The sequence below is a fragment of the Paracoccus sp. M683 genome (genome assembly GCF_007096355.1).
In the GTDB taxonomy this organism is placed as follows: domain Bacteria; phylum Pseudomonadota; class Alphaproteobacteria; order Rhodobacterales; family Rhodobacteraceae; genus Paracoccus.
In genome coordinates, this window is sequence record NZ_VKDF01000028.1 from 1 (window position 1) to 11,985 (window position 11,985).

Consider the following 11,985-nt stretch of genomic DNA (forward strand, 5'->3'; position numbering starts at 1 on the left):
TTCGAATATCTAAGGGCCACCTTGACCGCGATTGCCAACGGCCACCCTCAAAGCCGCCTCGACGACCTGCTGCCGTGGAACTTCAAGCCGTCAAGCTAAGCTGACCGTGCTGTTCTGCGACCGCTTACCGCGCTCTCGCGCCCTCCTCCTCCTTTACTGGTTCCCTTAAAGGTTCTCTTACAGGGTTAGTCTCCGAATTTCGGAGATGGAAACCGGCCAAATTCGGAGATGGCTTTGGCGATTTTTCGGAGATGGCTCCATCTCCCGAATCCGGACATGGATCGCCGCTGTCATCACCATCGTCAGGGCCGGAATCGCCGTTGCCGCCCTCGTCCGACGGATCCGGAAACCTGTCCTCGAAACCGAGGATGTAGCGGGTTGCCTGCCGCCGATGCGTCTGCGGATCGTGGCACCGGACCCGGTGGATCAGCCGGGCCTCTTCCAGCGCCCGCAGTTGGTTGTTCAGGGATGACACCGGCATTTCGCAATCGGCGGCCAATCGCACTTGCGTCGGGAAACAGCCGAGATCCGGATTGTGGCGGTCGCAGAGATGCCAGAGCACGATCTTGGTCGCGGGCTTCAGCCCACGTTGCAGAATGGCCCAGTTGGTCGCGAAATGGCTCATGCGCGCGACCTCCGGCGTTGGCCACCAGCGACGTCGCTGTCAGCAATCCGTCGGCGCGAGCTCAGCGCCTGGGCGCGGGTGGTGATGCTGTGATCGGCCAGCGCTCCCAGCACGTCCTCGACCGAGCGCAGCAGTGCCCAGCCGAAGCCCTGGGCTTTGGCAATGTCACGAAACGCCCTCTGCGCGGGGCTGAGACGGCCGGAAGGACTCTTCACCTCCAGAAGCAGTACCTGACCACCGGTCAGGACGATGAGGTCGGCGAAGCCGGGGAACACCCCCATGCCGGTCAGGATCGCTTGGCGTTGGCGTGCGGCCTTGCCGCCCGCACCGACCTCATTGGCGGAATGGTGGATGATGGCATTGCGGGGCAGAACGATGCGAAGCGTGTGGACGATGGCGCGCTGGATATCGGCCTCTGGCGTGCGGCGGGTCATGCGGCTCCACCTTTCGGCTTTCGGATCGACAGGCAGATCAGCAGGCCGGCAAGCGCCAATGCTTCGCGGCCCTCTCGCGGATCCGGGCTGTGTGCGGCGATGGCGCGGCAAGCGAGGACGATCAGGCTGTCGGGGTGATGGACGAAATCGGCGACGATGCTGCGGGCCTCGGTGAGGCGCTGGGCGGGCCAGTCGGCCGGGTTGGGCGCGTTGGCATCGGCACGGGGATCTGCGGCGGGAATCGGCATCATGGCGTTCATGCCCGCCCCCGCGCGCTGGCTTTCGTGTCAGGAACACGCGGCATTTCCTGCGACTGCAGCCAGTCCTGCACCACGCTCATCCGGTAAAAGATCTTGCGACCGGCGCGGACGCAGGCCGGCCCCTTCCGCCGACGCTCCCAGCGCCCCAACGTATCGACCGTCAGGCCGAGCTCCTGCGCCAGATCGGTGCGGCTGATCCAGCCGCGCAGCAGCCTCGGTTCGATGGCCGGCTTTGCACTCATGGGTTGTGTCATGCTCTTGCCTCCTTCTTGCATCGCCCGAACCGGGCGGCTGACGGGGAGAAGAACAATCACATCGGAATCCCGGGCAGGGAGGCGGAAGGTGGCGCAATTGCCAGAGACTTGTGCCACCCCATGTTTTGCTGGGTTTGCACGCCTCTCGCGGACATCTGACCGGCACATGTCCAGCAAAGCGCCGGACATGCCGGGTGACGCCATGTCATGTGTCCGAAGAAGTTCTGCCTTTGCTGGGGATGGAACATGTCAAGAACAAAGAGTTCGTTATCCCCAGCCAAATCGGCTGGACAAGTCGCGCCACGGTGGTGAACAAAGCGGCCCAATCACGCCGGATGCGGTTGAAGAACGCGGGCTTTGCCGAAGTCCGCGACCGGGAGAGCTGTGTCCGGACGCGAGAGGAAAGAGGCAGGCGCCGATCGCCGTGAGGAACGGTTTCAGCGACGGAAAGACGGGGAGATGATATCAATGCCATTGCCGCCACGCGCATTCTTCACCATTCAGGAAACTGCCATCCGCTGGGGCTGCAGCCTCGATGAGCTTGCCGGATGGGCTGCCGTCGGAAAGCTGGACATCGCGATGGCCATCCAGCCGGTTCAACATGGCGCGGGTGTCATGTCAGGCTTTGTCGCCGTGCCGGTCACGGATATTCTTGGCCTGTTCAGAAACAATGGTGGCGATGCGGCACGCCTCGCCGCCAGGCGTATTCGCCCGCTTGGTCAGGAGGACTGGATCTGGCTGTCAGGCCCCGCGGACCCCATCGAGGTCTCGCTGGACGATCTCCTGATCATGTCGGACGACGTTCATCAGTTCGAGACCTATCATGACGTTCTGCGCCGATCGAGCGGCACCGGCGCGCCGAACAGGTACGACTGGGAAGGGCTCTTCGCCATGCTTATCCGGCGTGTGCATTTCGAGGGTGTTCCCGCGACACAGGCCGAACTGATCGCCATCGCGCAGGAGTGGTTCGCCGAGAACTCTCCCAATGGCGAGGTGCCGGACGAACGCACCCTGCGTCGCCGTCTGGGGCCGATCTGGAGATCGCTTCAAGGGGATGCGTAGGGCAGAGCGGTAGACGGCCCAGCGCCGCAACCGAACCAAATCTGGATCAGGCGCTCCTGCGCGCCTGATCATCTGCATCATGGACCAGCACCGGTTTTGGCCGGAAGGCGCTGGCCACAGCATCGACCCCGGCGCGCAGCGGCGAATCCATCAGATGCGCGTAGCGCGCCGTGGTCTGGGTCTGGCTGTGGCCCAGAAGCTTGCCGATCATCTCCAGCGAGGCGCCGCCGCTGACCAGAAGTGAGGCGAAGGTGTGGCGCAGGTCGTGGATGCGGACATCCTCGATCCCGACCTGCTTCTGGATCTGATGCCAGAACCGGCGGATCTCCTTCACCGGCTCGCCGGGCACATCGCCCGGGAACAGCAGCGGGCAGCCGCGCGGCACCAGTAGCTGGCGCTGGCGGACGATGGCAGCGGCCTCGTCCGAGATCGGCAGGCGGTGGATCCGGCGCTGCTTGGTCATGCTGGCGGGCTTGGACCAGCTCAGATGTTCGAGGTTGAAATGCTCGAACCGGGCCTGCCGGACCTCGCCAACCCGAGCCCCGGTCAGCATGCAGAGCCGAATGATATCCGCCGCGCGCCGGTCCTCGGCCGCGTCCAGCGCGGCAGCAAGTTTCCGGATCTCTTCCTGCGATAGGAACCGCTCGCGCGGGTTCTCGATCCGGCGACGAAAGCCCGAGGCCGGATTATCCTCGCGCCAGCCCCAGCCCTGCGCATAGGTAAACATCTTGCGCAGCACCTCTCCGGTGCGATTGGCGCGGATGGGCGTCGGTTTTGACCCCTGCAGCTTGCGGGCGCGGTTGTTGGGTTTGGCCTTGTGCGGCCGGGCGCGGCCCTCGGCGATGCGATTCAGCAGCTTTTCCACATCATAGGAGGTGATTTCGGTCACCAGCCGGTTGTTCCACTCGGGCCCCACCAGCTTGCTCAGCATTGATCGCTGATCTGAGGCATTGGTCTTGGCGAGGTTCGGCAGATGCACCTCCGCATAGCGCGCGATCAGATCCTTGAACCGGGGCGCCTCCCGCCCGTCCTCCTTGGCGCCCAGCGGATCGCCCCCGGCATCGATGTCGCGGCGCAGCTCCTTCGCCCGCTCGCGCGCCGCCGCCGTCGACCATTCCGGCCAGCGCCCCAGCGTCATCCGCCGCTGCCGCCCGGCATGACGGTAATCCAGCGTGAAGGCCCGGTTGCCCGAGCGGTAGATGCAGATGGCAAAACCCCGCACCTCGCTGTCGAAAATCTGATAGTCCCGCCCCGGTTCCGGCGCCGCCTCCCGCACCGATTTCTCGTTCAACCTCAATCGCTTCACCATGCCCCGCGCCTCCTTTCTGCATCCCACATGAGGCTCAGCCTCGCGCGCATGGCAAGTCATACCTGAGCGCCAGGACCGGCGGGGAGGCGGAAGGGGGCGGAAGTCGGAGGGAAGGGTGCCGGTAGCTATGATTGCCCCGATTGCTAAAAGGAAATTTTGGCTGCCCATTAGCCTTCCAAAAACTCACGCCTTTGATTGCCACACGGCATAGATCAGAAAAGGCGCCTCCGGGTCACAATTCAAAATATTTACCCGACCGAGCAGGCACCGGTCAGAACGACGGCCGCCGAGATCGGACCAACCACGTGTCCGACGATGAACTTGTCGATGACGTCGCGGCGGATATTCGAGCGCGGCGTAGGAGAGCGGATCGACACGGATTGAAGCCAATGACACAATCACAGCGAAGTAGATGTTGAAGGCCCTGTCTATGCTGTTGGGCTATCAAGTTGCCGCGTGCTGACGGTCTCGCTACAGCTTAATCGCACCCGAATCAGTTGAATGATGAGTGCCAGAACGCGACACGGTACGCAGGTGGTCGAGCGCCACCGTTGCACAATCACTAGTTGCTGCCGCCCGCCCAACTTGGCGTCAACTGGGCGGTTGGCAGTCGTCTGTGCCACTAATCTCATAAGGCAGTAGGAAATTGCTTCCCACATCACGCCAACGTCGGCATACTTGGCTTTGTTGAACCGCCTCTATGCAATGGACTTATATCTCGTTCAAAAAATGCTGCAATCTTGTTTGTCCTCGGGCGCTGCCAGAGCTGCAAGAATAGAATAAGGCTGCAGTGATCGAATTTATGGGGTTTCTTACGTCGATGTTATTCATTCGCTCGCTGAAATCTTCTTGGTTGATCACAGTGCTTTGGTTCGTACATGTGAGCCCAAGCCTAGCTTGGGACGCTTTTCCTGTAGGAGAATCGGTTACGCTGATGCAATCGGGCGTCGACTACAACGTAGAGTTTAGATGCGCCAAGGCTGACGGTAGTAAGCTGCGCCTCGAAATACTCCGCGTTTATCCGCCGACCGATGAAATCGAGCGCATAGAATCCGTGACACTTAATATCTACACCGGAACATCTGTCGATTTCTCCCAAAAGATTGAGGTCGAGCTTTCAACTGATCGGGATATAAAGCTTACCGGCTTTTTGAATACATCAGCGGACGGTCTCGAAAGCCTAGCCGCTGGCAGCAAGCTTGATATCCTCGACAACGCGACCGGGCGAATAATTTTCTCCAGCCCCATGAATGGCACGTCGCGAGGACGAAAACTGTTCCAAGAAAGATGCGGGATATGATGTGGCCCAAGGATGTAGTTTCCTTGTGTCAGGTCAAGTTGTTCTGATGCTTGCTTGGATTGTGCTTTAGCCCGGAGGTTTGAGATGAGAAAACTTGGACGGATCTCAATATGGCAATTGTGCATCGCGCTTCAGGCATTACCGCTCTTCACATCGCGAGCCGACGCGTGGGAGCTTGGCAAATCTGCGGATAGTGCGTGGACAGCAGAAAGCAGCGACGGGATAAGGCTTGGGTTCAGTTGTAGTCGCGGCACCGGCCGGGTGTCCATGATGCTTACCGACCTCTCAAAGGGAGTTGACCTCTCCGCGCCACTCGCCTCGATCGAGGCGTCGGGATCTCTGATGCTGACGATCCGGCTGCCTGACGGCCGTACGAGCAGTAAACCGATTGCCAGTTTCAATGAACAAGGGTCTGTCGCGGCCGAGGTGCCTACGGGTTCTTTCGACCTTGAGGCATTCGCGAATGGACAGAGTCTGCTGCTTGAGGATGTCGGCACGGGAAAAGCGCTGTTCCAGTCTGGAATGAAGGGGACCGGCGCGGCACGCTTGGCCTTTCGCGAACGCTGCGGAATCTAATCGATGGAACAAGAACAAGTATTTGTTCCAACTGGTAGAGGAAGGTGATGTGTTATGATCCATATTAGACAGGCTCTTTTTGGCTGCTGTTTCATCGCTGCCTTTCCTGTTCACGCGCAGAGCCAGGCCGAGCGGCTGGCGCAAATGATGTCCAAGAACTACGCCATGCAGTCCTTGCAATCGGTCATGTTGGGCGATCTTGAGGGCGCGCGGAACTTTGCGCTTCGCGCGTTCCCGCCGGACCCGACCGAGCAAGAGGCAATGGCGCTTCCTGAGGCAATGTTCGCCCTGGAGATCGCTATGGGCGCACGTATCGCGCATATCGACGACGAAGGGACGGGGCTCTACAGTGTTGACAGCACCGGTACGAGGGCGTTCGCAGGTTTCTACGATCCTCGTCCAGAAGTGAATACGCAATATGTCACCCCGGCAATTTATGACCCACGTGACGGAGTTCTGATCGGCGCGCTGGAGGAGGTCGCGGCGTCGTCTTCCCCCGAGTTTTCTCCCGAGTTCTCGCCTGACGGCAAGCTTCTTGCCTATCCGACCTTTCCCAGAGCGAAGGTCCAGCTTTTCAGCTCTGAAGATGGAAGTCTGGTGCGCGAACTGACGACTGATGTGTCTGCGCCGTTCGATTGGCTGGTGCCAGTGCCCTTGGGCTTCTCGGCTGACGGATCGCAATACGCATACGGGTATCATCACGACCGCGGAGGCATCCTGGTCTGGAACGTTGCTGACGGCAGCTTGGTGAGCCATCTGGCGGCGGAGGGTGAGGGTGCCGAAACATGGGTGCCACTCGGTTGGGATCATGAGGGCGGCTTCGCCGTTCAGAAGATCATCAATGATACAGCGACCGGAATGGTAACGAATGCTGGTTTAGAGCGGTGGAGCCAGGACGGAGGAAAGGTCATGCTTTCCGATCTCGCAGGCGTGATAGAGACCGTATCGCTGAAATCCATTACCTTTCCGGGCGTGCCCCTCGTCTTCATGTCGGACGAGATGCGCTTGGCGGCGATTGATCTTGAGACCGGCGCCGTCCGTTTCACGACCGAGGTTGAGTTTCCCGAAATCGCGCTTGTGCGTAACGGCACAGCATTCGCCATTCGGCCCTTTGATATCGAATCGCTTGACGACTTTCAGGTCTTTGACCTGAACGGAAATCGTCTCCAGCCAACGGGACGCGATCTCATTCCTCTGGCGCAGGCGGCTGTATCACGGTCTGGCATGATTGCGGCGGTTCCCAAAAACGCCACGCGCCACACATATCTCGGGCAGGATCTGCCGGAAGGTGTGGCGCTCTATAACGCTGTTTGGGACGGGCTAGACGAACCGACGCAACAGGCGATCAACCTGGATCGGGTTGTTCGGCCATGATGATCCGCGTGGCCGCATTTGCGGGGCTGATCCTGGCTCATTCCGCCGCCGCCCAGACGGATGGCGAACGTCTCGCCGACCTGTTGTCAAGGGAATATGCCAGGCAGGCGATCACGGCACTTCGCCAGGGCGACAGGCCTGCCGCGCTCGGTTTCGCCCTGCGAGGTCTGCCGGATCAGCCCACCGAAGAGGATCTGATGCGCTATCCTGCGGCAGTTTTCGCTCTGGAGCTGGCCTATGGCGCGCGCGTTCCGCGCATCGACCAAGACAGAGAAGCGCGTTACAGCCTAAGCAGCGACGGAACGCGGGCGTTCGTCAGCCGGTGGGAAAATCCGACACACCCTGATCAGGACAGTTTTCCCCAATCCATCATCGACCCGCGCGACGCTCGCCTGATCGCCAAGCTGGATCCACAGATACAGGTTCACGGGGTCACGACGCCGGGTATTTCTGCTTCGTTCTCGCCCGATGGCAGCATTCTGGCCCTGCCATCGAACGAGACATCGATCGTCCATCTCTACGCCGCCAAAGATGGCGCATATATTGGGGAAATGGAACCCAGTCCCGAGGCAAGTGGAGGAAGATCCATCGGCTACGAGGCCGGCTTCAATCAGGACGGCCGCCTTTATGCGCGCGCCTATAGCGTTCTCCGAACGACGGGTATCGACATATGGGATGTGCAATCACGCGATCTCATTCATAACTTTCAGACCGTCTCGGACAGGACCACGCGGCAGGTGCCTTTGGGATGGGACCATGAAGACGGATTGATCATTCAGACGACGACGAGCGATCCTAACAGAAAAACTCCCGACCAAGTCATCATCGAGAGATGGCAACAGGATGGGACGAAATTGGCGCTCGTGTCGAAGGAAGGTCGAAACTACGAGATGAATATCACCGCCTTCGCCTATCCAGAGATCCGCCTACTTTTCCTTGCGGGTGAAAATGGTCTGGAGGCCATAGACATGTCGACCGGCGAGCTGCGCTTCAATCACCCGATGATCGGGCCGTTCGTTGCCTTGGCACGCGACCGCGCGGCGATTGTGCTTCGGCCCCGTTCGCTGGTTCCGCCGGATGCGTTCACAGTGCTGAATCTAGAAGGCAGTGAATTGGCTATCAAAGGTAATGATGCAGTGCCTTTCATCCATGATCTGTTCTCGCGTCGTGGCAACAGAATAACTTCATCGACCGGCCTTCTTGCAACAACCTATACGGGGGCTGGGACACCTTCAGGTTTGGCGTTGTACGAGCGGGTCTGGAGCGAAATGAACGAGGCGGAGCGGCTGGAAATCAATGCAGAGCGCGTGCCTAGGCCCCAGTTATAACGCCAAGAGTCCTACCGCAAAGGAGGCGTGGTCTATTCATCTTTGGTATTCTTCATGAAGTTGTCCGATGCAAAAAAACCAGTGCTGCGTTCCAGATGGTGGTCTCTTATCTTTTTACGCATGACCTGAGACCCGACTTCCCTCCAGCCTTTGGAAGAATCCGTCGGTTGATTTCTGGCCTTATGAGGCCTGGATTTCCAGTCTCGATTGCATCGCGAGTTCCTCGGGCGTCAGGTTGCCGAGGGATGAGTAGGGCCTTTGACGGTTGTAGTCCTCCTTCCAGGCTGTGATCTTCTCGCGGGCCGCAGCCAGCGACGAGAACAGCGTTTCATTGAGAAGCTCATCGCGGAAGCTGATTGAAGCTCTCAACAAAACCGTTTTGCATCGATTTGCCGGGCGCGATGTAGTGCCAGTCGATGCGGGTCTCCTGGTGACCTGCCCACGCATGGGAAAGGGTTGACAGTACAATGAACAGTACTTTCTACGAAGCTGGTTCTGGCGATGTGAAAATAATGATCGGATGTTATCCCGGTAGTGCAGAAATCCAATTCACCGTCCAAAGTGAAAGACCGTTCTTGACCGGAAAAGACCAACCGCGGGCTATTGCTTTCGTGGTTGACGGGGTGCGCTTTGCATCGGGCCTGTCAGACTACCCGACTGGTCCAGAGGAAAGCTGGATCTCCAGCAAATTTCCTTTCGGCCGGCACGCTGCTGTCGTTGCCGATGGAAATTCGATGACAGTTATCGATCCGACCCGCGGTAACGATGATACTTTCCTTACACTGGATCTTAAAGAATCGTCAGTTGCCATAAAAGATTTACTGCGTACCTGCCCTGCGGCGGGAGAGCGATCTTAGTGAGACGCGTTCCAGCGACGGATAGCCGTCGCCGAGCAGAAAATATCTTTAGTGAAACGGTTCCCTGTATGGGTAGATCCGCAATGAAGATCCTAAATTGACGGGAGAGTTTCGATCTGAAAGGGAGCTGACATCTGACAAAAATTAATTCACTTCGCGAGTTATACGACCTGCTTGTGCGTGCATACTTGATGGAGGGAAAATGAAACGTACCCTTGTGAGGATACCGAAATTGATACCATTCGTCGCCCTGCGGGTTTCTCTACAGAGCGCCGAGCAGAAGGCTTGACCGAATCGTGATCATATCTAATCTAAGCAATAACTTGGCCCTTGCCGAAGTAATCGTCGTTCCGATTTCGCCCTGGGCTGAGCCGGTAACAATGAACCGATCAGGGAATGCTGGCTTTCATACATACGAGGATGAGAATGAAGACCTCTGCAATGACTGTGGCCGTCTGCAAGTTCATCGCGAGCGCTGCTACATTCATACTCTGCGGTGCTACCGCCTATGCCCAGTCCGCGCTCGACGCCGTTGCCGCGTTCGACATGCCAAAGATTGAACGCTTCGTCGCACTCGCGCAGGCGGGCTCGGATCAGCGCGTGTCTGCGACCATGCGAGAACAATTTGCCGAATCGGGACCAAACTTCCGAACCCTCCCGCCAATTCTCGTGTCCATAGAGGGCGAGCCCGCGTTTGTTTATGTGAAGGAACGTTGGAGCGAAGATGTTATAACCTTCGTGATGCGCTGCCGAGGCTCTGGAATTGTCGATCTCTCCTTCGCGGCCTTTGCCAGTCGGCCAATGTACTCCCCCGAGCAAGAGGCTGCATTTGATCAGGTCGCTGGTCAGATCATGGAGTTCGGACGGGGCGTCCCTGCGGTGGTGCGCCTGACGGCCTATGAGGGAGACGCAGCCTATGATATGCCGGTTGCCGTCGCATTCACATGGCCGGGAAATGAATCGACTGATGCCGAGGGTAACAAGTCACGCATCCAGGTCCAGCTTGCGGGGGCTGCAAACAGCAACGACCAGTTTTTTCGGAACCTCCGCGGAACAACCCTTCAGGGCTTTTCCTACGTAAATGGCCAACACACGCCGCTCAGGGTTGGGGTTGATCTCCCGAATGTTCGAACGACGGTAGGACCTTTACTGGAACATTGCCGGGCCGGGAATGACAATCCGATGGATCGCGTTATAATTCCGATGGCAGATACGCCTGGTTCTGCAATCATCGAAGACCCTCGTGAAGATCTTGATCTTTCGTTTCTGGATGCTTCCAGAAGTCGTATTGTGCAAAGGATCTACCAAGGACTACCGGCCGATATGGACGTTCCGCTGGAAATGCGCCTGACTGTACCGCTTGCATTTCATCTTGCATACTCGCGCGCGTGCGGCGCGCAGCAAGGCGCTTCGCTTGATTTCGTTTATACAGATATTTTTGTTGATAGCGCGCTGATTGCCGTTCCGCCCGATGACTTCGCCACCCTCTTTGAGGCGACCCAGATTTATGGGCCGGTCATGCAAAGGCTCTACGACGAGCGGGTGCGCAATGATTTCACATTTCGGGAAGTACAGGGCATTTATCAGCGGGCAATAGGGGCGTGGTCAGTAGACTGGAAGTCCATTTTGGATGTGCATGGATGCACCGGGGCGGTCATCGACCGATTTCGACATAGCATGAAGTCCGAGCTTCCATTTGTGGAATATGCAAGGGGGTCGAAAAATGCGCTGGTTGACTTCGGGATCCGACAGTACGAGATTGCGTTTTCGAATCCGATTGATATCGAGACAGCGCGGCAGATCGGTCTTGCGGAGTCGCAATCAGGGAATGATGCAATCTTTGGCAATAGCTATGCTGGAAGAATCCTTCGAGCGATTGCGGTTGGAAATTTTGCCCAAGTCGAAGAGGTTAACGGCCAGTTTCGAGAGCTGATTTCAAATCCATTAGGCAGTGATCCCGACAATCCAGTATCAAAGCTATTTCGCTTGGCGATGGAGCTCGAATCCGCTGTAAAACGAGATGCCGGCGTGCTAACAGCCTATGCCATTGGCCGGACCTATCATCTGGGTGCATGCGGCGATCCCACCACAACTTTCAGTCAGGATACTGTCTACTGGACCGAATATATCAATGGCTTCGGGCAGCATTTATCTTCGTCACCAAGCGAGACGAGAACGTCTTCCGCCGAGGTGCCCGCAAAGTTCGCTGAGATCGTTCGGGCAAACGATACCATCGACACGTCGTGGGTCCTCGATTTGGAGATGGCGCGAATTGTTGGGCGACTGTCGTGCGACAGCCCGGCACGTAAGCAGCTGGAGGACAATATGATCGCCTATTTTAGCCGGCGCCCCGCGGTTCATATCGGGCCAGTCCCCGCAGACTAGTCTCCTCGTGGTGACCTGCCCCCTGCTGGTCCCTCGTTCATAACGAGAGTCTGCAGGTTGGATTTGGGTATTCGGCTTCGCCGTCCGGCGCAAGCGCGCCGGGCGCGGAGCCCTCAAATTGCTCAAGCGCTCGGCGCGCTTGCTGTGGCGTCTGGTTGCCCAGGGAAGAGTGCGGCCTGACCGTGTTGTAGTCGTAACGCCATAGGGCCAATTTCCGACGC

The 11,985-nt window shown here is 58.4% G+C and carries 14 protein-coding genes and 1 pseudogene; 8 read left to right on the forward strand and 7 right to left on the reverse strand.

Going from position 1 to position 11,985, the window contains the following annotated elements:
* Positions 1-99 (forward strand): transposase domain-containing protein (locus FNJ84_RS20855; protein WP_143792218.1); only part of this gene is annotated, 99 nt, incomplete at its 5' end.
* Between the two features lie 25 nt (positions 100-124).
* Here FNJ84_RS20855 and FNJ84_RS20860 read toward each other — a convergent pair.
* The 4 genes from FNJ84_RS20860 to FNJ84_RS20875 are packed head-to-tail and all read right to left on the reverse strand — an operon-like array spanning position 125 to position 1,573.
* Positions 125-625 (reverse strand): helix-turn-helix domain-containing protein, encoded by a 501-nt coding sequence (locus FNJ84_RS20860; RefSeq protein WP_143795137.1) that lies wholly within the window; start codon positions 623-625, stop codon positions 125-127.
* On the reverse strand, positions 622-1,059 hold the full coding sequence (locus FNJ84_RS20865) for a VRR-NUC domain-containing protein (protein ID WP_143795139.1): 438 nt from the start codon (positions 1,057-1,059) through the stop codon (positions 622-624). The genes FNJ84_RS20860 and FNJ84_RS20865 overlap by 4 nt, the downstream gene beginning before the upstream one ends.
* Positions 1,056-1,319, reverse strand: coding sequence for a hypothetical protein (locus FNJ84_RS20870; RefSeq protein ID WP_185968630.1), 264 nt, complete (start codon positions 1,317-1,319; stop codon positions 1,056-1,058). Before FNJ84_RS20870 ends, FNJ84_RS20865 begins: the two co-directional genes overlap by 4 nt.
* On the reverse strand, positions 1,316-1,573 hold the full coding sequence (locus tag FNJ84_RS20875) for an AlpA family transcriptional regulator (protein ID WP_143795143.1): 258 nt from the start codon (positions 1,571-1,573) through the stop codon (positions 1,316-1,318). Before FNJ84_RS20875 ends, FNJ84_RS20870 begins: the two co-directional genes overlap by 4 nt.
* Positions 1,574-2,041: 468 nt before the next feature.
* Here FNJ84_RS20875 and FNJ84_RS20880 point away from each other — a divergent pair, with 468 nt between their 5' ends.
* Positions 2,042-2,635: a hypothetical protein gene (locus FNJ84_RS20880; protein ID WP_143795145.1), complete on the forward strand. Its 594-nt coding sequence runs from the start codon at positions 2,042-2,044 to the stop codon at positions 2,633-2,635.
* A gap of 46 nt (positions 2,636-2,681) precedes the next feature.
* Here the strand turns inward: FNJ84_RS20880 and FNJ84_RS20885 are convergent, their stop codons facing one another.
* A complete protein-coding gene (locus FNJ84_RS20885; protein ID WP_143795147.1) occupies positions 2,682-3,944 on the reverse strand; it encodes a site-specific integrase in 1,263 nt (420 codons plus the stop codon).
* A 790-nt stretch (positions 3,945-4,734) separates the two neighbouring features.
* On the opposite strand from FNJ84_RS20885, the gene FNJ84_RS20890 reads away from it, so the two are divergent.
* The 4 genes from FNJ84_RS20890 to FNJ84_RS20905 all read left to right on the forward strand — a co-directional run bounded on the left by FNJ84_RS20890 (position 4,735) and on the right by FNJ84_RS20905 (position 8,522).
* On the forward strand, positions 4,735-5,244 hold the full coding sequence (locus FNJ84_RS20890) for a hypothetical protein (protein ID WP_143795149.1): 510 nt from the start codon (positions 4,735-4,737) through the stop codon (positions 5,242-5,244).
* Positions 5,245-5,328: 84 nt separating this feature from the next.
* Positions 5,329-5,820, forward strand: a complete 492-nt coding sequence (locus FNJ84_RS20895; RefSeq protein WP_143795151.1) for a hypothetical protein — start codon at positions 5,329-5,331, stop codon at positions 5,818-5,820.
* A 54-nt stretch (positions 5,821-5,874) separates the two neighbouring features.
* Positions 5,875-7,194: a hypothetical protein gene (locus tag FNJ84_RS20900; RefSeq protein WP_143795152.1), complete on the forward strand. Its 1,320-nt coding sequence runs from the start codon at positions 5,875-5,877 to the stop codon at positions 7,192-7,194.
* Positions 7,191-8,522 carry a WD40 repeat domain-containing protein gene (locus tag FNJ84_RS20905; protein ID WP_143795153.1) on the forward strand — a complete coding sequence of 444 codons (1,332 nt, stop codon included), beginning with the start codon at positions 7,191-7,193 and terminating at the stop codon, positions 8,520-8,522. The genes FNJ84_RS20900 and FNJ84_RS20905 overlap by 4 nt, the downstream gene beginning before the upstream one ends.
* 180 nt (positions 8,523-8,702) lie before the next feature.
* Here the strand turns inward: FNJ84_RS20905 and FNJ84_RS20910 are convergent.
* Positions 8,703-8,964, reverse strand: a pseudogene (locus FNJ84_RS20910) (transposase); the annotation flags it as partial.
* A gap of 25 nt (positions 8,965-8,989) precedes the next feature.
* On the opposite strand from FNJ84_RS20910, the gene FNJ84_RS20915 reads away from it, so the two are divergent.
* Together FNJ84_RS20915 and FNJ84_RS20920 are read left to right on the forward strand one after the other, a co-directional pair.
* The gene (locus tag FNJ84_RS20915) at positions 8,990-9,379 is read left to right on the forward strand and encodes a hypothetical protein (RefSeq protein WP_143795154.1); all 390 of its coding nucleotides are present in this window, start codon (positions 8,990-8,992) and stop codon (positions 9,377-9,379) included.
* Positions 9,380-9,805: 426 nt separating this feature from the next.
* Positions 9,806-11,764, forward strand: a complete 1,959-nt coding sequence (locus FNJ84_RS20920; RefSeq protein ID WP_143795155.1) for a hypothetical protein — start codon at positions 9,806-9,808, stop codon at positions 11,762-11,764.
* Between the two features lie 37 nt (positions 11,765-11,801).
* Here the strand turns inward: FNJ84_RS20920 and FNJ84_RS20925 are convergent.
* A partial coding sequence (locus FNJ84_RS20925; RefSeq protein ID WP_143795156.1) for an integrase core domain-containing protein occupies positions 11,802-11,985 on the reverse strand: 184 nt, incomplete at its 5' end.

Excerpts from the sequence above, each read along its gene's own strand:
- FNJ84_RS20860 (WP_143795137.1), bottom strand. The coding sequence starts at position 625 with ATGAGCCATTTCGCGACCAACTGGGCCATTCTGCAACGTGGGCTGAAG.
- FNJ84_RS20865 (WP_143795139.1), bottom strand. The coding sequence starts at position 1,059 with ATGACCCGCCGCACGCCAGAGGCCGATATCCAGCGCGCCATCGTCCAC.
- FNJ84_RS20870 (WP_185968630.1), bottom strand. The coding sequence starts at position 1,319 with ATGAACGCCATGATGCCGATTCCCGCCGCAGATCCCCGTGCCGATGCC.
- FNJ84_RS20875 (WP_143795143.1), bottom strand. The coding sequence starts at position 1,573 with ATGACACAACCCATGAGTGCAAAGCCGGCCATCGAACCGAGGCTGCTG.
- FNJ84_RS20880 (WP_143795145.1), top strand. The coding sequence starts at position 2,042 with ATGCCATTGCCGCCACGCGCATTCTTCACCATTCAGGAAACTGCCATC.
- FNJ84_RS20885 (WP_143795147.1), bottom strand. The coding sequence starts at position 3,944 with ATGGTGAAGCGATTGAGGTTGAACGAGAAATCGGTGCGGGAGGCGGCG.
- FNJ84_RS20895 (WP_143795151.1), top strand. The coding sequence starts at position 5,329 with ATGAGAAAACTTGGACGGATCTCAATATGGCAATTGTGCATCGCGCTT.
- FNJ84_RS20900 (WP_143795152.1), top strand. The coding sequence starts at position 5,875 with ATGATCCATATTAGACAGGCTCTTTTTGGCTGCTGTTTCATCGCTGCC.
- FNJ84_RS20905 (WP_143795153.1), top strand. The coding sequence starts at position 7,191 with ATGATGATCCGCGTGGCCGCATTTGCGGGGCTGATCCTGGCTCATTCC.
- FNJ84_RS20915 (WP_143795154.1), top strand. The coding sequence starts at position 8,990 with ATGAACAGTACTTTCTACGAAGCTGGTTCTGGCGATGTGAAAATAATG.
- FNJ84_RS20920 (WP_143795155.1), top strand. The coding sequence starts at position 9,806 with ATGAAGACCTCTGCAATGACTGTGGCCGTCTGCAAGTTCATCGCGAGC.